We start from the raw sequence: 22,467 nt of genomic DNA, 5'->3' as shown, positions 1-22,467 counted from the left end.
ATGAATTCTGGTCCACCTTTTCATCAATCGGAGTCGAAGTTGGTTAATTGAACCAACTGCTGGCTGATGCTCAGGAGGGCAGCGATGCGCACAGGAAGACTGACCGGATCGATGGTGGGGATCATCGTCCTGACCCTGACGGCCGCCGGCTGCGGGCTGTCCGGCAGCTCGGGCGACAGCGACTCCACCGCGGGCGGCTGCAAGGTCGACAAGGGCAACGTGGGGTCCGGGAAGCTGACCGGTGAGGTGAAGGGCGGCATCACCTTCCAGACCACCAACCTGAAGAAGGACTTCGGGAGCTTCTTCAACGGGGTCATCAAGTCCTTCGAGAAGGCTCACCCGGGTGCGTCGGTGAAGTGGATCGACGATCCGGGCGACAGCACCTTCACCCAGCGCAATGTCGCCGACGCCCAGGCCTGCACGCTGCCGGACGTCATCAACCTCAACGCGGAGACGGCGACGGCACTCACGAAGGCCGGCTACCTCCTCAACCTCGGCGTGAAGGACCCGGACGCCGGGAAGCCCTTCGTCCCCGCGTTCTGGAAGTCCAGTACGTTCAAGGACAGTTCGGGCTCCGCGCTGCACACCGTGCTGCCCTGGTACACCGGCGGCATCGTCCTGACGTACAACACCGACCTGTTGAAGAAGGCCGGGATCGATCCCGCGAAGCCGCCGACGACGATCTTCGGGCTGTTCGCCGACTACGAGAAGATCGCCAAGTCGGCCGAGGGCAAGTACTACGCGACGATGGCGAATCCGATCTGGCGGATCCCGGCGGACTTCGACCAGATGAACATCAAGACCCTCTCCAGCGACGGCAAGTCGGCCGTGTTCGCGGACGATCCGCGCACCACGCAGTGGGTCGCCTGGATGGCGAAGCTGTACAAGGAGGGCGCGATGCCGAAGGACTCGCTGTCCTCCAGCAACGACCCGTCCACGCCGTACACGCAGGGCAAGGTCGCCTACGGCTCGACCAACCCGAGCTATGTGCGGTTCGTGAAGCAGAACAGCCCCTCGATCTACGCCAAGACGGGCGTCGGGCAGCAGCCCTTCGACGCGCTCGGCCACACCACCGGCGCCCCGCAGTACGTCTCGGTCGCCGCGACCAGCAAGCACGCGCCCGTGGCACTGGCGTTCGCGGAGTACCTCACCAACGCCGAGAACCAGACGGCCTGGGCCAAGGACCCGGACGTGGTGATCTTCCCGACCACGACCACCTCGCTCAACGACCCGTTCTTCCAGAAGGTCAGCGGCAGCGACCAGTTCGCGCAGGCCCGCAAGCTCGTCGCCGACCAGCTCAAGACGACCACGGCCTACCAGACCAACCTCTCGCCGGCCGTGCAGAACGCGATCGTGTCCCAGGTGCAGTTGGCGATGCAGGGCAAGAAGAGCGCGGCGCAGGCCGTGAAGGACGCTCAGGCGAAGGCCGACGAGCTGCTGAAGCAGGCTGGTTGACGGTGGCGACACAGACCGCGAAGCCGGTGTCCGTGCCCGGTGCGGAGGCCGTCGCCTCCGCACCGGGCACGACCCGCATACGCAAGTTCACCCGGGCCGTCCTCCCCGGTCCCGCCCCCGGCGCCAACGGGGCCGCGCTGTACCGCCGTTGGTGGCTCCCCTGGCTGTGGACCGCGCCCGCGATCGTCTGCGCGGCGGCGTTCGGGGTGTTCCCGTTCCTCAACACCGTGCTGCTCTCGTTCACGAACGCCAAGCCGCTTGGTGGCGCCGCGAGTTTCGTCGGGCTCTCCAACTACACCCGGATGCTGGACGATTCGGACTTCTGGCTGGCGACCCGCAACAGCGTCCTGTACGCCGTGATCGTCGTCCCCCTGATGGTGCTGCTGCCGCTGCTGCTCGCCGTCCTGGTGGAGAAGAACCTCCCCGGCATCGGCTTCTTCCGCTCCGCCTTCTACACGCCGGTGCTCGCCTCCAGCGTGGTCGTCGGCCTGAGCTGGCAGTGGCTGCTCGCGGACGACGGACTGGTCAACACCTGGCTGGAGAAGGCCCACTTGATCCGGTCGGCCATCCCGTTCCTGTCCGACTCGTGGCTGATCCTGCTCTCCGCGATGGGCCTGACCCTGTGGAAGGGCCTCGGCTGGTACATGGTCTTCTACCTCGCCGCCCTCGGAAACGTGCCCAAGGAACTGCACGAGGCCGCCTCCATGGACGGCGCCGGTGCCGCCCGCCGCTTCTGGCACATCACGGTGCCCGGTGTCCGGCAGGCGATGATGTTGGTCGGCACCCTCACCGGCATCGGCTCGCTGCGCGTGTTCACCGAGATCTACATGCTCGGCAGCTCCACCGGCGGCCCCGGCGGCGCCGACCGCACGCTGCCCTTCTACATCCGGGACGTCGGCCTGGACCCCATCACCGGAAACGCCGGCTACGGCTCGGCGGTGAGCGTGGCGCTGTTCGTCCTGACCCTGGGTCTGACCCTGCTGGCGCAGCGCCTCACGAAGGAGGACGAGTCATGACGGCGACCGCCGTGCGACCCAAGTCCCGGCGTCCGACGCCTCGTTGGCGGGACTACGGCCGCCCCCGCGAACTCCTCGTCCGCTACCTGCTGTTGCTCCTCGTCCTGGGCCTCACCGTCGGCCCGCTGATCTGGCAGTTCCTGGCCTCGCTCAAGGGCACCGGCGAGGACGTCTTCGGCGCGGACGCCTCCCTGCTGCCGCACCACCCGACGCTGCACGCCTACCGCGAGGTCTTCAGCCAGGTCCCGGTGGCGACGTACATCAAGAACAGCATGATCGTCGTACTCCTGTCGGTGGCAAGCCAGTTGCTGTTCTCCACCACCGCCGGCTACATGCTCTCCAAGCCCGCCTGGAAGGGCCGCAGAGCGGTCTGGATCCTCCTCATCGCCTCGATGATGTTCCCCTTCGAGTCGATCATGGTGTCGCTGTTCCTGAGCATTCGCGACCTCGGTCTGGTCGACAGTGTGGTGGGTGTGTGGCTGCCCGGCTTCGTCGGCGCGATCAACGTGCTGCTGATGCGTGGCGCGTTCCTGGCCGTGCCGCGCGAGATCGAGGACTCCGGGATGCTGGACGGCGCGAGCGAGTGGCAGCGCTTCCGCTATCTCTATCTCCCGTCCGCGTGGGGCGCGATCATGGTCGTCACCATCAACACCTTCATCAGCGCCTGGGACGACTTCCTCTGGCCCCTGATCGTGCTCCGCTCCGAGGACCACATGACGCTGACGCTGGGCCTCTCACGACTCCAGAGTTCGTCGTTCGGCTACGACCAGCGGGTGGTGATGGCCGGTTCGGTGATCTCCGTGATCCCGGTGCTGGTGCTGTTCGTCATCACCCAACGCTGGTTCTACAAGGGCGTGTCGGCGGGAGCCGTCAAGCTCTGAGGTCCACGACGACCGGCTCCACGGCGAGCGCGTCCCGCGCGGACCGCGCGACCCGGATCTCCACGGCACCGACCTGCTCCAACTGGTCGGTGCCGAAGGGGATTCCGACCCTACGGCGTTCCCCTGGCGCCAACTCGACGCCCTGGAAGGCGCGCAGTTCGAGCGTGCGCGGCCACACCGGAGTGAGCAGCCGCCGGATGTAGACCTGGACGACCGAACGACCGCGCCACTGACCGGTGTTGGTGACGTCGACCTCGATCACGCTCCCCTCGAGACGTGGCGGTCCGTATGCGAAGCTCGTGTACGACAGCCCGTGCCCGAAGGAGTACAGCGGCTCGGCGTCGGTGTCCACGTAGCCGCCGTACTCGGTGTCCTTGTGGTTGTAGTGGACGGGGAGTTGGGCCACCGAGCGAGGGACGGAGACGGGGAGGCGGCCGGTCGGTTCGGCGCGGCCGAGGAGTACCTCGGCGATGGCCTCGCCGCCCCACGGGCCGGGGTACCAGGCGGTGAGCACGGCGCCCGCCCGCTCGGGGACGACATGCGGGCGGCCCTCAATCAGGACGAGCGCCGTGGGGGTGCCGGTGGCGGTGACCGCGTCCAGGAGGGCGTGCTGGGCGCGGCCGAGGCTCAGGCCCGCGAGGTCGGCGCCCTCGCCGCACGTCATCGCCGAAACGGCTTTCCGTGCGGCCCCGTTGGCGTCGAAGTCCGTGTCGGGGGTACGGGCGCTGCTGCCGCCCAGCACCAGGACGGCCAGGTCGGAGGCTGCGGCCGTGGCGACCGCCTCGGGGATGCCGGAGAGGTCGTCACCGGTGAGTGCGCAGCCGGGGGCGTGGCGGAGGTCGGTGCCGGGCGGGGCGAGGTGGCGCAGGCCGTCGAGGACGCTGACGCCGTCGTGCTGCGGTGCCGTGTAGTCGCCCAACTGGTGTGCGTAGGTGGAGGATTGGGGTCCGATGACCGCGATACGGGAGACCGTCGGCGGGATCGGCAGGACACCGGCGTCGTTGTGGAGGAGGGTGACGGCGGCTCGGGCGAGGGCCGTGCTCAACTGTTTGCCCTGCCGCGAGGACGGCAACTCGGTGGTGGTGTAGGGGTGTTCGAAGAGGCCGAGGTCGAACTTCAGGCGGAGTACCCGGGCCACGGCCGCGTCGACGGTGGCCTCGCTCACCAGGCCCCGCTCGACCGCCTCCTCCAGATGCGTGAAGCCCTCGTCCCACAGACTCAGGTCGACACCCGCGTTGAGGGCGAGGGCGCCCGCCGAGACCTTGTCGCCGGTGATACGGGCCAGCCGGTCCACGGCGAGGCCGTCGGCCATCACCAGGCCCTCGAAACCCCAGTCGTCACGCAGGAGTTCGGTCAGCAGGGCGCGGTTGCCGGAGCAGGGCAGGCCGTCGACCTCGTTGTATGCGGACATCAGGGCGGCGGCCCCGGCGCGGACTCCGGCGCGGGCGGCGGGGAGGTGGATGTCGTGGAGTTCGCGGAGGCCGAGTTCGGACTCGGCGGAGTTGCGGCCGCCGACCGTGGCGCCCTGTCCGGCGAAGTGCTTGAGGACGACGGGGGCCTTGTCGGGCGCGAAGACGGCTCCTGCGACCGGGGCTTCGCCGGCGGCGGTCCCGGCTGTCGTGTCGCCCTGCATGCCTCGGACGAGTGCCTCGGTGAGGCGGGCGGCGAGGTGCGGGTCCTCGCCGAAGCACTCCTCCGTGCGGCCCCAGCGCGGGTCGCGGGCGATGTCCAGGGCGGAGACGAGGGCCACGTGACCGCCACGGGCGCGGAGTTCGGCGGCGGCATGGGCGGCGGCCCGCTCGTACAGGTCGGGGTCCCAGGTGGCGCCGACGGCCAGGTTGACCGGGAGGACCGTGCCGTCCAGGGCCATGTGGCCGTGCGGCACCTCCTCGACGAACAGGGCCGGAATGCCGAGCCGGCTGCTCGCGACGACATGGCGTTGCACCAACTCGGCCAGGCCTGCACTGTCTTGGGCGCCGGGGCCGTTGGTGTGGTCGACGCCGGACCAGGCGTCGGCACGGAACAGGCCGTAGAGCGCGCCGAGTCCGGCGAAGCGGGTGGTCTCGGCGTGGAGGGCGTCGGTGAGTTCGTAGCCCTGCGGGGTGCGGCGGTAGGCGTCCCAGCCGTACATCCGCTGGTTGAGCTGGCCGACCTTCTCGCGCAGGGTCATCCGGGCGAGGAGGTCTCGAACCCGTTTGTCCACGGGGGCAGTTGGATCGCGGTAGAGGGGGGTGGTGGTGTCGGTCATCGGTCGTCACCGTCGTACGCGAGCCGGGCGAGGGCGACCGCGCCCCGGCAGCCGTCCGGTACCCAGTCGAGGGTGAGGCCGAGGGTGTGGAGGCGGGTGCTGAGGGGGCCGGTCAGGGGGCCTTCGGGGCCGAGGAGGCCGCCGGTGGCGACGATCCGCTCGCCGGGGGTCGGCTCCAACGCCCGTACTGTGGCGATCAGTTGGTCTGCCGCCTCGTCGAGAATCCCCTCCGCCACGGTGTCCGTGCCCCCGGCGGCCCCGGCGGCCTCGACGACCAGCGGGGCGAAGCGGGCGAGGCGGATGGGGAGTTCGGCCATCACGGCGGGGAGGACGTGCATGCGGTAGGCCTCGCGGTGGACGCGGGACCAGTCGGCGGCGCCGGGGAGCGCCTCGGCGGGCACTCCGAGCGCCTGGCCGACGGACCGGGCCAGCACGGTCGTCGGGCCGCGTCCGTCCGCCATGCGCAGGGCCGCGCGGACCGCGCTGCGGCCGATCCAGAAGCCGCTGCCGTCGTCGCCGAGGAGCCAGCCGTCGCCGTCCACGGTGGCCGTGGTGCGGCGGCCGGTGATGCGCAGGGCGACCGCGCCGGTGCCGGCGACCAGTGCGAGGCCGTCGGCCGGGGCGCCGGGGGCGGAGGCGAACGCGGCCTCGATGTCGCTGCAGATGCGGAGCCGGTCGGCCGGGACGCCCAGGCGCTCCAGTGCGGCCGTGAGGGCGGCGCGGGCGTTGACGTGTCCCGGCTCCTCGGTGGAGGCGGCCGTGGCGCCCGCGAAGCCGCCGGACACGGCGACCACCCGGGCGCGCGCCCCCTCCGGGACGGCCTGTGCGATCGCCTCGGCCAGGTGATCGGCGAGGCGGGGTACCGGGACGGTCAGGGCGTTGCCGGGTCCGGCCGCGCCCTCGCCGAGCAGGCGCCCGTCCTCGGCGGCGGCGAGGACGGCACGGGTGCGGGTGCCTCCGGCATCGAGGCCGACGACGAGATCCACCGCGCATTCTTGGTTCAAATCATTGCTCATCACTGACTATGGTGGTTGATACATTCGCGCAGAACAAGAGCCAAAGACAAGAGCCACAGAAGAGTCAGGGCAAGACCGGACCTGGGGAGGATCCCATTCCTACGCTCCGCTTCGGCGTCAACTACACGCCGCGCCGCGGTTGGTTCCACTCCTGGCACGACTTCGACCCGGCGCACGCCCGCGAGGATCTGGCCCAGATAGCCGGGCTCGGCCTGGACCACGTCCGGATCTTCCATCTCTGGCCGCTGCTCCAGCCCAACCGCACGCTCATCCGCAGGGCGGCCGTGGACCAGTTGGTGCACCTGGTCGATCTGGCGGGCGAGGCGGGGCTCGACGTGCTCGTGGACGGGGTCCAGGGCCATCTGTCGAGCTTCGACTTCTACCCGGAGTGGACCCGCAGTTGGCACCACCGCAACGTGTTCACCGACCCGGAGTCGATCACCGCGCAGGCGGAGCTGCTGCGCACGCTGGGCGCCGCCCTCGCCGACCGCCCGAACCTGATCGGTCTCCAACTCGGCAACGAGCTCAACAACTTGGTGGAGCACAACCCGGTGACGCCGGCCGAGGTGGACCACTATCTCGACACGCTGCTGGCCGCCGCCCGCGAGCATCTGCCGCCGGACCGTCTGGTCACGCACTCCGCGTACGACGCCGCCTGGTACGGCGACGACCATCCGTTCACCCCGGAGGCCTCGGCCCGCAAGGGTGATCTGACCACGGTCCACCCGTGGGTGTTCTCCGGCGACTGCGCCCGCCGGTACGGTCCGCGTTCGCCGCAGGTGCTCCATCTCGCCGAGTACGGGACGGAGTTGGCCAAGGCGTACGCCGTCGACCCGGCCCGGCCCGTCTGGGTGCAGGAGACCGGCGCGCCCGAGCCGCACATCCCGGCGGCCGACGCCCCGGAGTTCGCGCGGGCGACCGTGCGCAACGCGGCCGAGTGCGCGGGACTGTGGGGGGTGACCTGGTGGTGCTCGCACGATGTGGACCGCTCGCTCGCCGACTACCCCGAACTCGAGTACACGCTGGGCCTGTTCGACTCGGCGGGCCGCGCCAAGCCGATCGCCGAGGCCTTCGCCGCCGCGATCGCCGAGCCGCACACCGTCCAACTCCGCGACACCGCCGTGGTGTTGGACTGCACCCCGGCGACCCGTTCGGTGTCCGGGCCGGGCGGCGCGTACTTCGAGGAGTGGATGCGGCTGCGCGCGGAGGGCACCCGCCCGGCCGTGGTGCTGGCCGAACGGGCCGAGGACGAGGGGTACTTGGCGGCGCGGGGCATCAAGGAAGTCGTACACCCGCAATGAAGGCCGTCCGCATGCGATGAAGGGCGTACGCCTGCCATGAGGCGCGCGCTCACCCGCCCGTCAGTACCTCCGCGACCGCCCGCAGGTTGACCCGGCCCCGCCCGTAGGAGCAGAGGGCGCCACCCTCCGGCAACCCGGTGTCGACCAGGACGGCGTCGGGTCGCCGGGCGGCCAGGGTGTCGCGCAGTCGGGCCTGCCAGGGGTGCAGGCCGGCGTCGGAGGTGGCGACGACCAGCGGGGCGCCGGTGCGGAGGATTCCGTCCACGAGGGCGGCGGGGTCGGCCGGTTCCGCGTTGAGCGCGGTGCCCGTGGCGGTGGGGTCGATCGCGCGGAGTTCGGTGAGGAGGTCCTCGCCGCCCCAGTTCAGGGCGGGGTGCGGGGCCGGGAACAGGTCGACGACGTGGGCGCCGCGCGGCGGCGGGGGAAGGATCCGGGTGCGCACGGCGCGGCGGGCCGCCTCAAGGCCCGCGTCCGCGTCCCAGGCGGCGGCCGTTCGGCACGGGGTCGCGTACCGCTCGGCGAGCCGCCGTACCCGGCCGGCCGCCTCCCACACCCGGTCCTCGGGCAGTACGCCCGAGTGCAGCGCGTCGAGCACGGCGTCCCGGCAGCCCAGGGTGACGTCCAAGTCCGGTACGGCGACGATGACTTGGTCCGCCCCGGCGGCGAGGGCGATCCGGGCCCCGGCGGCTTCGCCGTACGCGTCGGCGATCGCCTTCATCTCCAGGGCGTCGCTCACCAGGACGCCGTCGAAACCGAGTTCGAGGCGGAGCAGATCGCCGAGGATGCGGCGGCTGAGGGTGGCGGGGCGGTTGGCGTCGAGGGCCGGGAAGACGACGTGGGCGCTCATCAGCATGGGCACGCCGGCGGCGATGGCGGCGCGGAACGGTGCGAGGTCGACGAGGAGTTCGTCGTGGGGCCGCGGGTCGATCGCGATGCCGTGGTGGCTGTCGGTGATTGTGCCGCCGTGGCCCGGGAAATGCTTGGCACAGGACGCGATGCCGCGTATGTCGGTGGCGGTGATCCAGGCGCGGAGGTGGCGGGCGGCGAGGTCGGGGTCGGCGCCGAAGGAGCGGGTGCGCACGATCGGGTTGCGCGGCTGGTGCTGGAGGTCGGCGACAGGGGCGTAGGAGGCCGTGATGCCGAGTGTGGAGAGATGACCGGCGAGCGCGTCGGCGCACCGGGCGGTGAGGGCCGTGTCGTCGACGACTCCGAGGGCGTAGGAGCCGGGGACGTCCGGGGCGCCCGCGCTCACCAGATGGCCGATGTCCCCGCCCTCGTTGTCGATGGCCACGAGCAGGTCGGGGCGCAGCGCGCGCAGTTCGTCGGTGAGCCGGCGCACCTGGTCGGCGTCGCGCACGTTGCGGGTGAAGAGGATGACCCCGCCGAGGCCGCGGTCGATGAGCCGCTTGAGCGTGTGCGGCACGGTCGTCGTGCCGTCGAACCCGGCGACCAGACAGCGGTGGGCCGCCTCGTCGAGGTCGGCGGGCAGGGCGGTGACGGCGGCGGACGTACGCTCGGCGTGGGTCATACTGGAATTCAAATGGCTCGCTCAACCTAAAGTCAACAAACCGATGGATTGTTGATTCAGACAATGATCTGGGGTGGTGGCGTGGGCGATGGTGTGGGTGGTGCCGGTGGTACGACCGGTGCGTTCACCCGTGCCCTTCAGGCCATGCGCGTCATCCGCGTCGCCCAGCCGCCCGCGCCCCTTCCGCTTACGGACACCACGCCGTCATACCGGACGGGAACGTTTCGCCACGTGTCCCTGCTTCCGCTCGAAGACCTCCCCGGGCCGCTCCCCGCCACCACCGGCCCCACTCCCGTCCCCGTCGCCGTAGCCACCCCCACGCTCACCCCCGTCCCCGCCTCCCTCCGCCTCCCCTCCCTCGCACGCCTCGCCACCAAGGTGCTGGCGCTGTTGCCCCTGCTGCTGATCGCGGTCTGGGCGGCGGTCGACTGGCGTGCCATGTACGAGGGCACGTCGCGGCTCGCCTCCGCCGACCCCTGGTGGCTGCTCGCCGCGTTCTTCTTCACCTGCCTCGGCTGGGGCACCGCCGCCCTGGTCCGCCAGGGTGCCGTGCCCGAGCGACTGCCGACCGGTCTGCTGATCGCCTCGCAGTTCGCCGCCGGCGCCGCCAACCACGCACTGCCGGCCAGCATCGGGGCGCACGCCGTCACGCTGCGCTTCCTCCAGGGCCAGGGCATCCCCCTCCCGCGCGCCACCGCGTCGCTCGCCCTCTACTCACTCGTCCGGCCGATCGCGAAGACACTCGTGCTGCTGGTCTTCCTCATCTCCTTCCCCGAGATGCTGCGCTTCGGCCAACTCGCGCCGAGGGGCTGGTCGTTGCTCCTCGCGGTCGGCGGTCTGACGACCGCTCTCGCCACGTTCACCGTCCTGCTCTGCGCCGTACGCCGGCTGCGCAGCCCGGTCCTCCGCTGTGTCCGCGCCGCCCTGACCGACGTACGGCAGCTGCACACCATGCCCAGCCGGATCCTCGCCCTGTGGGGCGGAGCCGCCGCCGCTCCCGTGCTCCAGGCGACCGTGATCTTCTCGGTCGGCGCCTCGCTGGGCCTGCCGCTGTCCTGGGCGCAGGTCGTGCTCGCGTTCCTCGCCGCCAGCACCGCCGTCGGCGCCGTTCCCGCACCCGGCGGGATCGGTCCGGTGGACGCGGCGACGGTGTTCACGATGGTCGCGTTCGGCGCCCCCATGGACGTCGCCACGGCGAGCGTCATCGGCTACCGCGTCCTGACGGTGTGGGTGCCGTTGCTGCCGGGCGCGCTGCTGCTGTCTGCGCTGGTCCACCGGAAGGTGCTGTGACGGATGTCCCCTTGCCCGACGCCGACCGGTGGCCGCCCCAACTGCCGTAGCCAAAAAGGCCAGTTGAGCGGCACCGGGCAGTCGAGAGGTACCCGGGGCCCCTAGCCCTCCGCCGCCGTGCGCACCGCCGCCTCCGTCAGGGTCGTCGCCGTGCGTACGGCGCTGGTGATCGCCTCGTCGGGGGTGAGTCCGCACTGGTCGGTGAGGGTGAACAGGGCGTCCGCGGCGACGACCACGGCGAGGCTCCGCTTGAGCTGGGTGAAGGCGTCCGGGTCGGTCACTCCGAGGGTGGCCGCCAGGGGGGACAGCGCGTGGTCGATGAGCCCGAAGCGGACGCCCAGTCTCATGTTCTCCGCGTCGGGGCGGACGATGGTCGCCGCCATCATCGCGCGCACCCCGCCCTGCCGGGCGAGGGTGCCGCGAAGCAGGAACTCGCAGGCGAACGCGACTCGTTCGACCGGATCGCGGGAGCCGGCGACCGGAGCGAGCGCGTCGACGGGGTCGGGCCAGACACCGGCCAGGGCCTCGCCGATCAGCGAGGGCAGGTCGGGGAAGTAGCGGTAGGCGGTGGCCTCGGAGACCAGGGCCGCGCGGGCGACCTCGGGCATCGTCACCTCACCGCCCCCGCCGATCAGCGCGCGGGCCGCGTCGACGATCGCCGTACGGGTGCGCTTCTTCTGGTTGCTGCGGCCCGTGTCCGTCTGTGCTGTCGCCATCGGTGCGTCACTTCCCCGTGTTCACTCGCCGTCGCCCGCCGTCCTCCACACGTTATCACAAACAGCTCTCATCGTAAGAGTTCGCTTGCATAACGAGAGCCGCCCGCCTAGTGTGCCTGTTGAGCGCGCCACGGCGTGGAGCGCTCAACAGGCGTAAAACACAAGGGAGTCGGCGATGAACGAGGTTTCCGTGGTCGGTCCGGACGACGGCGAGACGATACGTCTGGGCCCGGTCACGATGCGCATCCTGGAGGACGGCAGCACCACCGGCCACCGGCTCGGCATCGGCGAGATCACCATCGCCCCGCACACCCAGGGCCCCCCGCAGCACCGCCACGCCCAGCACGACGAGGGCTTCTACGTCGTCTCCGGCACCGTGCGGTTCACCATCGGCGAGACCGTCCACCTCGCCCCGGCCGGCACCCTCGCGATGATCCCGCCCGGCGCCCCGCACACCTTCGCCAACCCCGGCGACGAACCCGCGGTGATGATCAACACCTTCACGCCCGACCTGTTCGTGCAGTACTTCCGCGACCTGCGCGACATGATCGCCGGCGGCCGGGAGTTCAACGCCGAGTCGACGATCGAGACGATGAGCCGCTACGCCACGGTTCCCTCGACCGACTACGCCTGAGCCGGCCGCCGAGGCTCAGGAGCTGCCCGCGCTGGACGGGCCGAAGAACTCGATCTCGGCGATGGACACCTGCTTCTTCCCCGAGGTTCCGTAGGCGGACTCGATGGTGAAGCGGACCGACGTGACCGTGCCGACCCGGAAGGAACGGCGCTGGGCTCCCGCCCCCTGGTCGAGGGTGATCTGCCGGGTGATCGTCTTGCCCTTGGCCGTGGTGATCACCGCTTCGATCCGGTGCGGGAGCGCCGACTGGGTGAGCTGGTCGGGGCGGGTGGAGACGCCGGGGGTGATCATCAGGTCCAGCAGCCGGGTCGGCTCGTCGAACTGTGCCTCCAGCCACTGCCCCTTGCCGGACTGGCTCACCCCCGGCCCCCACCAGGTGTTGTTCAGCCGGTCGAAGGCCAGTTCCGGCTTGTGACCCGGGAAGGAACGGGAGGCGCTGACGCGGTCCGGGTAGACGGGGGCGCGCTTGGCGAAGTGGTCCTTGGTCGCGTCCACGGCACGCGGGATGTTGACGGCCAGCACGATCAGCAGCGTCAGCACGAGCGCGGCTCCGAGCCAGGTCAGCACCCGGTCGAAGGTGCGACGCAGCCGGGGCCGGTCGCCCGCCCACGGGATCTCACCGTTCCGGAACGTGAGCAGCAGCCGCCACCACGGCAGCCGGCCGGGGGCGTGTTCGTCACCGGCCATGGGCATCGCGCAGCGGGCGCAGTAGTGCCGGTCGGGCCGGTTCGCCGTCGCGCACCAGGGGCACGGCACCCCGCCCACGGCACCGGGTTCGACACCGGGTGCCCGGACGGCCTGCGGGCGCGCGGCCACCGGGCGGCCTGGCAGGACCGGCGCGACGGAGGGGGCCTGGCGGGGCTCCGGGTCGGAGACGGGGACGAGGAGACGCCGGGCGCGCTCGGCCTCGGACTCCGGCGAGTCCGGTGACTCCGGTGATCGCGGCGCGGTGGCGGGGACCGGTTGGGTGGGGGCGGTGGCCATGTCGGGGTGCCCGTAGGGGGCGACGGGCGCGGGGCTCGGGTCCGCGTAAGGGTTGGGGTACGGGTGGGGCGTGCTGCCGCCGGACGCGGGGTGGGTCGTAGGACCGCCGGACGGGTGCGAAGTCATAGCCCCACCGGACGGGTGCGGAGTCGCAACCCCACCGGAGGAGTGGGGAGTCGTAGACCCGGCGGACGAGTGGAACGTCGTAGCGCCACCGGACGCATGGGATGTCGTAGTGCCGCCGGAGGTGTCCGCGCTCGCCGGGTCCTGTGCGGTGGTCGCGGCGGCGGAGTCGTACGAGTCGCCGGCGGCCAGGGCGTCCAGGCGGAGGGACAGGGCGTCGAGTCGGGCCGCGGGGTCGTCCAGGACCGAACTTCCTTGTGCCGGGGCCCGGTTGTCCCTTGAGGCGCTCGGGTCGTTGGTGTCCCGGCCCGGGCCGTCGGCCGTCGCGCCGCCCGCGGCCCCGGTGCGTGCGCCCGCGCGGTCCGTCCAGCTCAGGACGGCACCGCAGGAGTCGCAGAACGACTGGCCCGGTTCCGCGCGGGTTCCGCATTCGGCGCAGCTCTGGGTGGTCGTCATCTCTCGGGGTTCCTTTCGGCGGGCACGGTGGTGGTGACCTGGACCGTGTACGGCATGTGGGCGGGGCGGGCGGCCGCCACGAGGGCGTCCAGCCGGTGGGTGTCCAGCGTGGTCGGCGCGGGCAGCCGCAGGTGTACGTGCAGCCGGGGGCTGCGTTCGCCGGGCACCGGGCCGAGCGGTCGGGCGTTCCAGTCGGCGGCGCCGCTCTCGGTGATCTCGGGTGCGACCCCGAAGGCGAGCCGGACGGCTTCGGCCAGTCCGCGCCGGGTGCCGCGGATGCGGTGCAGATAGGTGGCGGCGGCCACGGCGGCCCGCAGTCGCTCCTCCGGTTCGCTGCCGTCGGTCTCGGCACCGACCCAACTCCCCAGCCACTGCACGAAGTCGAGCGGTGCGAGCGACGGCCGGAAGTATGTGTCCAGGCAGTCCAGCACATTCAGGATCGGCGCTACGACCTCGTCGAGCCCGGCGACGAAACGCTGGGCGAGGTCGTCGTCGGCGAACACGGCGGGCAGCATCGCGCCGATCGGCGCGGACGAGCCGAGGCCGTCCACTGATCCCCTCAACGCACGCCTCCCATCGGGGAGTTGGCCGTGTTCACGCGCCGTCTCCGATCACGCGGACGCGGTGGTCGAAGGAGAACACCAGCGACGGCCGCTCCAGGTCGATACGGTCGGTGGGGTCGCCACGCTTGCCGGTGAGCGGGTCGGCCGGGTGCAGCACGACCTCGTCGACCAGCTCCACGCCGGGCACCCGCTGGAGCACCGCGAAGACCTCCCCGGACTGCACCGGACGCCCGAACGGCCAGCCCTTTCCGTCCGATCCGCCGGTGAGCGGGTCGAGGTGACGGTAGAGGGCGTCGTGGGTCTGGCGGCGCACCCGGTCGGTGTCGACGCCCCGGAAGGCGTGCACCGTGGCGACCACGGTGATGCCCTGGTAGAAGGGCGGGCCGACCGCCAACCGGGTCCCGATCAGGCGCCGTTCGTCGAGGTGCCGGGTGATGCGCTCCAACAGGGCGTCCCCGGGCACGAGTTGCTCGAAGCGCAGTCGTCCGCCGGGGTCGGGCACGGCCTGCGGGACCACCAACACCCGTACCGCGTAGGCCCCGTGCTCGCCCTCGTCGCCCTCCAGGCAGGTGATGCGGGCGGTCTCGGGGGCGGCCCGGCGGGACAGTTCCTCGTAGTCCCGGAGGGTCACCGCCCGTTCCTGGGCGCGCAGGGTGATCGGGGCGCGGGTCTTGGCCTCCTGGACGGTCTCGCCGTCCACTCCCCCGCGTGCGGCCTCGCGGTTGACGACCTCGGAGACGTACGGGATGGAGCTGCGCAGGATCTGCACGGCGCCGCGTGCCACGTTGCCGGCCCGGCCGCCTCCTGTGCGGTAGCGGCGGGCGCGGATCACCGCGCCCTTGGGGGCGACCGTGCCGTACTGGCGCAGGGAGCCGTCGGGTTCGCGGACGGCGGGGCCGAAGGCGAGTTCACCGGTGGCCGCGTCGAGGGTGATGTGGCGGTCGTCGGGGCCGGAGGCGGCGAAGTGCGGGACGACCTGCCAGTCCGTCCAGCCCTCGTGCTCCGCGGTCTGGAGCAGGAGCGGCGGGTTGTCGCCGACGACGGGGGTGTGCGCGAGCCGCAGCCGTTGCCCGGGCAGGCCGGTGGACTCACCGAGCGCCTCGTCGTAGACCGTGTCGGCGTGGACGACGGTGGTGGTGCCGCCGATGGTGAAGGCCTCGGCGGAGCGGACGGTCGGCGAGGTGGTGTAGAAGGGCTGGTCGGGGTGGGGTTCGGTGACGCGGCAGCGCAACCACCCTGCTTCCTGCCCGCCGTTGCGGGACAGGGTGTGGCCGCCGGGGACGTGCAGGACGACCGCGCCGGGGCGGTTGAGGCCGCCGGTGCCGTCGCGGTCCACCTCGCACAGTTGCCAGCCGTCGGCGGTCCACGCCTCCCAGACCAGGGGTGGTTGGCGCGGGTCGACGCCAACTCCGTCGACGCGGCTGTCGAGTTCGAGGGCGAGGGCGCAGTGCGGGACGGCGGCGGTGAGGCCGAACAGCATGGAGTCGCCGGGGTCGGGCGACTCGGCGAAGCACATCACGTGGTTGCCCTCGGCCAGGTCGTGGGTCCGGTCGACGACCTGCTTGCCCCGGTGCTGCACGACCAGATGCCGCAACGCGCTGGGTACTACGGCGAGTTCGCGCTCGGTGGCGAAGACCACCGCCTCCTCGCCCTCGGTGCGCATCGTCGCCACCTCGGTGCCGAGCGGCACCTGTACCGCTTCCTCCTGGGGCGCCGAGAGCCAGAACGTGACGTCGGTACGGGCCGCCGACGGCGGGAAGAGGGTGATGCCGACCAGGTCGAGGAAGGCCAAGTGGTTCTTGTCCGGTACCCGGTTGAGGCGGTAGACGATCTGGTCGGCCATGTGGGCGACCGTCTCGACGAGGGTGACGCCGGGGTCGGAGACGTTGTGGTCGGTCCACTCCGGGGCGCGCTGCTGGATGTAGCGCTTGGCGTCGTCGACGAACTGCTGGAAACGCCGGTCGTCGAGGTTCGGGGAGGGCAGAGCCATCGGTCAGTTGTCGCTTTCAGCAGCCGTGCCGGGCGTGCCGGAGGTGTCCGGCTCGTCGTGGGACGGGATGACGTAGAAGGGGAAGACGAGGCTGCGCGGGTTGTTGGTGCCGCGGATCGCGTAGCGCACGTCGATGTACAGCACGCTCTGCTCGGTGCCCGCGGTGACCTCGACGTCCTCGACCTCGATGCGCGGCTCCCAGCGGTCGAGGCTGACATGCACCTCGTGCTGGATACGGCCCGCGGTCTGCTCGTTGACCGGCGCGAACACGAGGTCGTGGATGGCGCAGCCGAAGTCGGGCCGCATCGGGCGCTCGCCCGGCGCCGTGGACAGCACGAGCCGGATCGCCTCCTCGACCTCGCGCTCCCCGCTGACCAGCGCGATGCCGCCGGTCGGCCCGATGCGCAGCGGGAACGACCAGCCGGAGCCCACGAATTGTTCGGCCATCAGCCAGCACCCGCCCGTTCCTTGCCCGTTGGACCGCTCATGCCGGAATCACCATCGGGACCAGGCCGTTGAGCGTGACCACGCCCATGATCGGCACGGTGACGGCCCGAATGCCCACGTTGGCGATGGAGTTGATCTGCACACTCGCGCCCGCGGTGAGCATCGCGTTGCCGAGTGCCTTCATGTTCAGGGCGCCCATCGCGTCCAACGTGATCGCTCCGGTGGTCGACTTGATGTTGACCAGCCCGCGTCCCTCGATGTTCAGGAGGCCGCCGCTCTTGATGGTGAGACTGCGCCGGGCGCTGAGGGTGAGATCGGTACCGGCCTCGACCGACACGGACCGGCTGCCCTTGATGGTGACCGTGCCCTTGCTGTCGACGACGATCTCGGTCTGCGTGCGGTCCAGGGTGATGGTCAACTGCTTGTCCCCGGAGGCCAGTCGGACACCCTGCTTGCGTCCGCCGGTCTTCTGACTGAGCAGGTCCATCCGGTTGCCGTCCCGGTCGGAGACGGTGTGCCGGCTCGCCTTCTTCCGTACGGCGTCGTGCAACGGAACGTCACTCACGACGGTCGGCTTGTCCTTGCCGTTGTAGAGCCCACCGATCACGAACGGATGGTCAAGTGCCCCTCGGTCGAAGGCGACCAGCACTTCGTCGTTCACGTCCATCGGGAAGACACCGCCACCACCGAGCCCGCCCCACTGCACGGTCCGCGTCCAGTCGCTGACGTAGGTGTCGTCCAGCCACGGGAACTGCAGGCGCACCCGCCCCTGCTTGAGCGGGTCGTTGACGTCGGTGACAAGTGCGTTGGCGACGCCGGGCAGCCGGGGCGCGGTCTCCGAGCCGCCCGAGGCGAGCCCGAACAGCGAACGCCACTGCCGTCCACTGACGGTCACCCAGGTCTCGTAGTGCTTGCCGTCGCCGAAGACGTGCCGTACGGAGGTGGCCGTGTACTTGCCCTCGAAGGGACTGCCCACGTCCGCGAGCGCGACCGGAACTCCCGGGCGCAGTTTGGGATTTCCGCGCGCGACGACCTCCAGCTCGGCGAAGGAGGACGTCACGTCGTCGGCGAGCGCGTCGGCGGCGAACTTCACCTCGGTCTGCTTGTCGTAGGGCGTGCCGGTCTCGACCAGCTTGGCCGTCTTGAACTTGCCGGCCGCGGCGCCCGGAGTGGTCCCGATACCGATGGACGGATTCGAGGCCCCGGGCGAGGTGGCGGTGAGCTTCTTCTTCGTGGTGACGTCCCAGCCGCGCGCCTCGACGGTGGCGACCTGGTCGGCGGCGGTCACGGCGGCCCGCAGCCGCAGGATGTCGTGCCCGGCCTGGAGCACGAACGGGCTCTTGTCGCCGTCGGTCTCGGGCGACGGCGCACCGGACGACGGCTTGGGCGCCACGAACTGGAACTTGCCGTCCGCGTCGACCGACATGACCATCTCGTTCTCGTCGGCGAGCCGGGCGAGAAAGTCCCAATCGGTCACGTTGGACTGGGAGATGAACTCGTAGACCGTGCGCGTCGAGGTGATCCGGCCGATCGGCACGCCGTCCTGGGCGGCCAGTTTGCGGGCGATGTCGGACGCGCTCTGGTTGCGGTAGGCGGCGACCCGGCGCTGCCGCAGCAGCCGGTGCCCGAAGTCGTAGCCGCGGACGACGGTGAAGGTGCCGGTGCCGTCGTAGTCCGCCTCAAGTCCCGTGACCTCACCGGTCAGCAGCGGATCGGAGGCACCCTGTCCGTCGGCCACCGGGGCGATGACCACCTTCGTGCCGAAGGTGACCCCCAGCTTTCCGAGGATCTGGCGGTACGGGTCCCGGAAGGTCAGCCGGAACGCGGCGGGCACGCCGACACCCTGGTCGACGTGGCTGTCGACGAGGTAACGGGCGTACTCGGAAGGGATCTTGGCCCCGCCGAGCTTCACCTCGACGACGTTGGAGTACGCGGACTTCACCATCAGGAACGCACCTCCTCCGCGGCGGGCAGCACGAGTTCGACACCGTTCGCGAGCCGGGTCGGGTCGTCGATCCCGTTGGCCTCGGCGATCGCCCGCCACGCGGCGGAGTCGCCGTACTCCCGCCAGGCCAGCGACTGCAGGGAGTCCCCCGCCACGACCCGGTGCACGCGCCGCGCGGTGAGCGCGCCCGAAGTCGGGTTCTGGCCCTTGGTCTTGCTCGGTATCTCGTGCAGTTGCAGCCGGCAGGTGGCGCGGATGGGCACGCCGGTCGTCCCGAAGAGCGAGTACGCGGCCTCGACGGTGGAGACGTAGGCGGTGAAGCGGGCGGTGGAGAACGACCCCCACTGGAACACCACCCATGGCGGTGAAGGCTGCTTCGCCGCAATGGACTTGGTGGTCACGTCGCAGCACGCGAGAAGCGACTCGACCTTCTTCAGCACGGAGTTGCTGGTCGGTTCGTCGGAGGAGTCGAGGAAGATCTCCACGCCCATCTCACGCGGCTGCGAACCCATGAACTCCGGTACGGAGCCGTCCCGTTCGATCTGTGCCGGGGTCGTCTTCCACTGGGCGCGGCGGGTCAGCGACAACTGTGCCGGGTTGAAGTCGAAGGCGAACGTCTTGATGAGCCCGCCCGGGGTGGTGCTGCCTCCGACGGGCGGCTCGTGAATGGCGAGACTGGCACGGACGAGACTCTTGCCCGCGCCTCTGCTGGTGGCCATGGTGTGTCTCCCGCCCCCGCTCAGTCCGTGAATCCGTGGTGCGCGATCTCCAGCACCTCGGTGGCGACGGCCGGTCCGGCCGGGTCGAGGGACGGGCCCTGCCAGCTCACCGGCAGCACGTCGATCAGCCCCCAGTGCGCGACCTCCGAACCGTCCGCGCGCAGCGCCGCGATCTGTCCGGTGGGCCGCTTGATGCCGGTCTGCACGGAGGAGATCCACTTGGCGACCTTCGCGGTGTCCGGGGTGAGCGGGCGGGTCAGCCGGATGGTGGAGAAGGTGACACGGGTGGGGAGTTGCCAGACGAAGCCGTTGTTGCCGCCCTCCTGCCGGTGCTCGATCTCCACCTGCGACGACAGCCCTTCGCACCCGTTGAAGTAGCCGAGGCTCTCGCCGTCGATGCTGAGGGTGAACCAGATGGTGGAGCCCGGGTCGAGGCGGGACATCGGGGGTGGGCCTTTCTGTCGTTGCGGGGCGGGGCGCTGCGCTGCCGTGCGGTGACGTGCGGTGCGTTGCGTTGCGGGTCAGTGGCGGGGGTCGCGGAGCTTGCCGATCCGTTCGCGGTCCAGGCGGAGTTCCGTGCGGATCAGACGGGTGATCCGGCCGATGATCCTGTGCACGAGTTCGTCGAGCTGGAAGTCGGTGAGTTCTCGGGGGTCGAACTGGCCGGCGGGGACGGCTTCGTAGGCAGGGGGTGGAGGTGGAGCGGTGGTGGCTGTGGAGGAGGGCGGGGAGTACGGGGGTGGGGGGTCGAGAGGTGGGGGTGACTGGGAGGGGGGTGAGGTGATGGTGAGTGCGGGTGCGGCGATGGTGGCTGGTGCGGGGGTGATGCCGGTCTTGCCGAGGGTGGGGCGGGGTCGGTTCAGGGGGGAGGAGGGGTTGCGTTGGACGGGGAGGTGGGCGGAGATCGGGAGGGAGGTGCGGGGCGCGGGGGTGGAGAGGCTCAGGGGTACTACGGGTATGGCGGGGGTGCTCGGGGTTGTGGGGGCGCCGGGGAGTGCGGGGGTCCTGGGCAGTACGGGGGTGACCCGGGCTCCGAGGGGGCTGGGGGCTGGGGAAGCGCCGGGTACTACGGGTGGTGCGGTGTGCCCGAGGGGAGTGGTGGGCCGCCTGTCGGGGGCTGCACGGCGGTGACGTTGTACGGGGGTGAAGGGGGACGGGGACGCGGGGGGCTGCGCCGGGGGTGGGGTGCGGAGCGGAGCGGTGGGGGGTGCCGGTGTGGTGGGTGCCTGCGAGGTGGAAAAGGGTGCGGGGAGCGGGGGTGTGGCGGGAGAGGCCGCGCGGGGAGCTGTGAGGCGGGGGGCGGTCGAGCTGGGTGGAGTCAGCGTCGTGGCGTGGGGCTGAGCCGTGGCTGGGTGTGTGGAGGAGGGCGAGGGTCCGGCTGAGGACGCGCTCGCGGCCGAAGGCCGGGACCCGGCCGGGGACGCGCTCGTGGCCGAAGGCCGGGACCCGGCCGGGGACGCGCTCGTGGCCGAAGGCCGGGACCCGGCCGGGGACGTGTTCACGGCCGAAGGCGACATCACGTCTGGGAGCGAAGTCGCGGCCGAGGACCGATGCCGTGTCGGGGACGGGCGCTCGGCCGAGGACGGGAGCGGAGCCGGGCTCTCCATCGGGGCGACTGCCGGCTGTACTGCGGTAGTTGAGCGCGTTCGGGAAGCAGTGTGCGGGGGCGGTACCGGTGCGCTCGGGGTGGCGCTTCGCTGGATCGTCGGGCCCAGGCCCAGGCCCAGGCCCAGGCCCGGGGTCGGGGTCGGGGTCGGGGTCGGGGTCGGGGTGGGTGAGGCTGTCCGGTTGGCCGGGACTCCGGTCGGGAGGTCCATCGCTGTCGGGCCAACGGCGGGCGAGGGACCGATGGCCGAGGGAGTGCCCAGCGGCGGCGCAGGCGTGCTCGGGGTGACACCTCGCTGGATCGTCGGGCCTGGGCCCGGTGTCGGCGGGGCTGTCCGGTTGGCCGGGGCTCCGGCCGGGCGGACCGTCACGGGCGGGCCGACGGCGGACGAGGGACCGATGGCCGAAGAGGTGTGCAGGGGCGGTACAGGAGCGCTCGGGGTGACACTTCGCTGGATCGCCGGTCCCAGGCCCGGCGTCGGTGGAGCTGTCCGGTTGGCCGGGGCTCCGGCCGGGCGGACCGTCGCGGGCGGGTCGACGGCGGACGAGGGACCGATGGCCGAGGGAGTGCCCAGAGGTGGCACAGGCATGCTCGGAGCCGCGCTTCGCTGGATCGTCGGGCCGGGACCCGGCATCGGCGGGGCCGTCGAGTTGGCCGGAACCCCGGTCAGTCGATCCATGGTGGTTGGGCGCGTGGCAGGCGGGCGTGTGGTGGCCGACGGAGTCTGCGGAGCCGGTGCAACAGGCGTGCCGGGGGCCGCACTTCGCTGGATCGTCGGTTCCGGGTCCGGGGGCGGCGAGGCCGTCCAGTTGGCCGGGGCTGCGGTCGGGCGGTGCGCGGTGCCCGGGGGGACGCTGCGTTGGATGGCCGGGCCCGGTGTTTCCGGGGCAACGGTCTGCCGCTGCGCGGTAGTTGGCTGAACTCCGAGTGGGTGTGCGGTGGTTGGGTACGTGGCGGTGCCGTCCGGTAAAGGCGTGCCCGGAGTCGCACTTCGTTGGATCGTCGGCCTCGGACCCGGCTCCGTACGGTGCCCGGTGCCAGCCGGCGGTATGGGCGAGCCGATGAGGGGCTTGGCGTCTGCGGGGGTGCTGGTGACGGGGGCGCCGAGGGGTGAGCGGCGCCGGGTGGGAGTGGCCGCCGACGGGGGTAGGGGCGAATCCCCTTGCGAGAAGGGGGCGTTGAGCGTCTGCCCCGGTACGGAGTGCGTGGCCGAACTCGGCATCAGCGGGGCGCCGAGGGGAACGCGGGGCGCGGCGCTGCGTTGGATCCGAGGGGCGGGAGGGGGCGTAGGACCGGAGGTTGGTTCGCTGTTCGGCACCGCAGGGGCTGCCGGTGCCGGGGTGTTGGGACGAGGCGGGGCGGTGTCGCCGTCGCGTGAGACGGAAGGGGTCACCGCACGTTGTACGGGCATCGAAGCGCGCGGAGCGACCGTCGTGTCCGGTGCGGGGAACGACCGGCTCACACTCTCCGTACGGTTCCCGTTTCCGGCGACGGGAGTCACGCCGCCATGTGTGCCCGGGCCGACGGGTTCGTCACCGCCGTTCGCCGC

General features: G+C 71.5%; 17 protein-coding genes. 6 read left to right on the top strand and 11 right to left on the bottom strand.

Translation table 11 applies throughout. The features are described 5' to 3' along the window. The first annotated feature begins 84 nt into the window (after positions 1–84). From ACIRRY_RS44275 to ACIRRY_RS44265, 3 genes are read left to right on the top strand one after another with little or no spacing between them, the layout of a single operon-like run. A complete protein-coding gene (locus ACIRRY_RS44275) occupies positions 85–1,455 on the top strand; it encodes an extracellular solute-binding protein (RefSeq protein ID WP_403984720.1) in 1,371 nt (456 codons plus the stop codon). A gap of 2 nt (positions 1,456–1,457) precedes the next feature. After that, complete coding sequence (locus tag ACIRRY_RS44270; protein ID WP_403984718.1) at positions 1,458–2,471, top strand: carbohydrate ABC transporter permease; 1,014 nt, start codon at positions 1,458–1,460, stop codon at positions 2,469–2,471. Continuing rightward, complete coding sequence (locus ACIRRY_RS44265) at positions 2,468–3,352, top strand: carbohydrate ABC transporter permease (RefSeq protein ID WP_403984716.1); 885 nt, start codon at positions 2,468–2,470, stop codon at positions 3,350–3,352. The genes ACIRRY_RS44270 and ACIRRY_RS44265 overlap by 4 nt, the downstream gene beginning before the upstream one ends. Here ACIRRY_RS44265 and ACIRRY_RS44260 read toward each other — a convergent pair. Together ACIRRY_RS44260 and ACIRRY_RS44255 are read right to left on the bottom strand one after the other, a co-directional pair. Beyond that, entirely contained in the window at positions 3,342–5,600 is a 2,259-nt protein-coding gene (locus ACIRRY_RS44260) for a glycoside hydrolase family 3 N-terminal domain-containing protein (RefSeq protein ID WP_403984714.1), read from the bottom strand. The genes ACIRRY_RS44265 and ACIRRY_RS44260 overlap by 11 nt on opposite strands. Then, positions 5,597–6,616: an N-acetylglucosamine kinase gene (locus tag ACIRRY_RS44255; protein ID WP_403984712.1), complete on the bottom strand. Its 1,020-nt coding sequence runs from the start codon at positions 6,614–6,616 to the stop codon at positions 5,597–5,599. The genes ACIRRY_RS44260 and ACIRRY_RS44255 overlap by 4 nt, the downstream gene beginning before the upstream one ends. Positions 6,617–6,624: 8 nt before the next feature. Between ACIRRY_RS44255 and ACIRRY_RS44250 the strand changes: the two genes are divergently transcribed. Continuing rightward, positions 6,625–7,917 carry a glycosyl hydrolase gene (locus tag ACIRRY_RS44250; RefSeq protein WP_403984710.1) on the top strand — a complete coding sequence of 431 codons (1,293 nt, stop codon included), beginning with the start codon at positions 6,625–6,627 and terminating at the stop codon, positions 7,915–7,917. A 49-nt stretch (positions 7,918–7,966) separates the two neighbouring features. Here ACIRRY_RS44250 and ACIRRY_RS44245 read toward each other — a convergent pair whose 3' ends face one another. Further along, complete coding sequence (locus ACIRRY_RS44245; protein WP_403984708.1) at positions 7,967–9,445, bottom strand: glycoside hydrolase family 3 protein; 1,479 nt, start codon at positions 9,443–9,445, stop codon at positions 7,967–7,969. Between the two features lie 231 nt (positions 9,446–9,676). Here ACIRRY_RS44245 and ACIRRY_RS44240 point away from each other — a divergent pair, with 231 nt between their 5' ends. Then, complete coding sequence (locus ACIRRY_RS44240) at positions 9,677–10,735, top strand: YbhN family protein (RefSeq protein WP_403984706.1); 1,059 nt, start codon at positions 9,677–9,679, stop codon at positions 10,733–10,735. Between the two features lie 101 nt (positions 10,736–10,836). Here the strand turns inward: ACIRRY_RS44240 and ACIRRY_RS44235 are convergent, their stop codons facing one another. Then, entirely contained in the window at positions 10,837–11,451 is a 615-nt protein-coding gene (locus ACIRRY_RS44235) for a TetR/AcrR family transcriptional regulator (protein WP_403984704.1), read from the bottom strand. Positions 11,452–11,626: 175 nt separating this feature from the next. Here ACIRRY_RS44235 and ACIRRY_RS44230 point away from each other — a divergent pair, with 175 nt between their 5' ends. Beyond that, positions 11,627–12,085, top strand: a complete 459-nt coding sequence (locus ACIRRY_RS44230; RefSeq protein ID WP_403984702.1) for a cupin domain-containing protein — start codon at positions 11,627–11,629, stop codon at positions 12,083–12,085. Positions 12,086–12,100: 15 nt separating this feature from the next. Here the strand turns inward: ACIRRY_RS44230 and ACIRRY_RS44225 are convergent, their stop codons facing one another. Genes ACIRRY_RS44225 through ACIRRY_RS44195 form a run of 7 tightly spaced genes read right to left on the bottom strand, consistent with a single transcriptional unit; the run spans position 12,101 to position 19,755 of the window. Continuing rightward, positions 12,101–13,648 (bottom strand): NADase-type glycan-binding domain-containing protein, encoded by a 1,548-nt coding sequence (locus ACIRRY_RS44225; protein WP_403984700.1) that lies wholly within the window; start codon positions 13,646–13,648, stop codon positions 12,101–12,103. After that, positions 13,645–14,211 carry a phage tail protein gene (locus ACIRRY_RS44220; RefSeq protein ID WP_403984698.1) on the bottom strand — a complete coding sequence of 189 codons (567 nt, stop codon included), beginning with the start codon at positions 14,209–14,211 and terminating at the stop codon, positions 13,645–13,647. The genes ACIRRY_RS44225 and ACIRRY_RS44220 overlap by 4 nt, the downstream gene beginning before the upstream one ends. Positions 14,212–14,242: 31 nt before the next feature. Then, entirely contained in the window at positions 14,243–16,201 is a 1,959-nt protein-coding gene (locus tag ACIRRY_RS44215; RefSeq protein ID WP_403984696.1) for a putative baseplate assembly protein, read from the bottom strand. A gap of 3 nt (positions 16,202–16,204) precedes the next feature. Next, on the bottom strand, positions 16,205–16,648 hold the full coding sequence (locus ACIRRY_RS44210) for a GPW/gp25 family protein (RefSeq protein WP_200691096.1): 444 nt from the start codon (positions 16,646–16,648) through the stop codon (positions 16,205–16,207). Positions 16,649–16,685: 37 nt separating this feature from the next. After that, positions 16,686–18,593, bottom strand: coding sequence for a VgrG-related protein (locus ACIRRY_RS44205; protein WP_403984694.1), 1,908 nt, complete (start codon positions 18,591–18,593; stop codon positions 16,686–16,688). After that, complete coding sequence (locus tag ACIRRY_RS44200) at positions 18,593–19,312, bottom strand: peptidase M23 (RefSeq protein ID WP_403984692.1); 720 nt, start codon at positions 19,310–19,312, stop codon at positions 18,593–18,595. The genes ACIRRY_RS44205 and ACIRRY_RS44200 overlap by 1 nt, the downstream gene beginning before the upstream one ends. Positions 19,313–19,332: 20 nt before the next feature. Continuing rightward, positions 19,333–19,755, bottom strand: coding sequence for a phage tail protein (locus ACIRRY_RS44195; RefSeq protein WP_329259741.1), 423 nt, complete (start codon positions 19,753–19,755; stop codon positions 19,333–19,335). Positions 19,756–22,467: the final 2,712 nt, after the last annotated feature.

The sequence above is a fragment of the Streptomyces sp. NPDC101776 genome (assembly GCF_044766845.1).
Classification (GTDB): domain Bacteria; phylum Actinomycetota; class Actinomycetes; order Streptomycetales; family Streptomycetaceae; genus Streptomyces.
The sequence above is the reverse complement of the archived record's forward strand: the minus strand, read 5'-3'. Positions and strand labels throughout refer to the sequence as shown.

Bases quoted from the DNA above. Each gene is read 5' to 3' on its own strand.
- ACIRRY_RS44195 (WP_329259741.1), bottom strand. From the start codon at position 19,755: ATGTCCCGCCTCGACCCGGGCTCCACCATCTGGTTCACCCTCAGCATC.
- ACIRRY_RS44230 (WP_403984702.1), top strand. From the start codon at position 11,627: ATGAACGAGGTTTCCGTGGTCGGTCCGGACGACGGCGAGACGATACGT.
- ACIRRY_RS44265 (WP_403984716.1), top strand. From the start codon at position 2,468: ATGACGGCGACCGCCGTGCGACCCAAGTCCCGGCGTCCGACGCCTCGT.
- ACIRRY_RS44215 (WP_403984696.1), bottom strand. From the start codon at position 16,201: ATGGCTCTGCCCTCCCCGAACCTCGACGACCGGCGTTTCCAGCAGTTC.
- ACIRRY_RS44205 (WP_403984694.1), bottom strand. From the start codon at position 18,593: ATGGTGAAGTCCGCGTACTCCAACGTCGTCGAGGTGAAGCTCGGCGGG.
- ACIRRY_RS44200 (WP_403984692.1), bottom strand. From the start codon at position 19,312: ATGGCCACCAGCAGAGGCGCGGGCAAGAGTCTCGTCCGTGCCAGTCTC.
- ACIRRY_RS44275 (WP_403984720.1), top strand. From the start codon at position 85: ATGCGCACAGGAAGACTGACCGGATCGATGGTGGGGATCATCGTCCTG.
- ACIRRY_RS44260 (WP_403984714.1), bottom strand. From the start codon at position 5,600: ATGACCGACACCACCACCCCCCTCTACCGCGATCCAACTGCCCCCGTG.
- ACIRRY_RS44225 (WP_403984700.1), bottom strand. From the start codon at position 13,648: ATGACGACCACCCAGAGCTGCGCCGAATGCGGAACCCGCGCGGAACCG.
- ACIRRY_RS44255 (WP_403984712.1), bottom strand. From the start codon at position 6,616: ATGAGCAATGATTTGAACCAAGAATGCGCGGTGGATCTCGTCGTCGGC.
- ACIRRY_RS44235 (WP_403984704.1), bottom strand. From the start codon at position 11,451: ATGGCGACAGCACAGACGGACACGGGCCGCAGCAACCAGAAGAAGCGC.
- ACIRRY_RS44210 (WP_200691096.1), bottom strand. From the start codon at position 16,648: ATGGCCGAACAATTCGTGGGCTCCGGCTGGTCGTTCCCGCTGCGCATC.
- ACIRRY_RS44250 (WP_403984710.1), top strand. From the start codon at position 6,625: ATGGTGGTTGATACATTCGCGCAGAACAAGAGCCAAAGACAAGAGCCA.
- ACIRRY_RS44245 (WP_403984708.1), bottom strand. From the start codon at position 9,445: ATGACCCACGCCGAGCGTACGTCCGCCGCCGTCACCGCCCTGCCCGCC.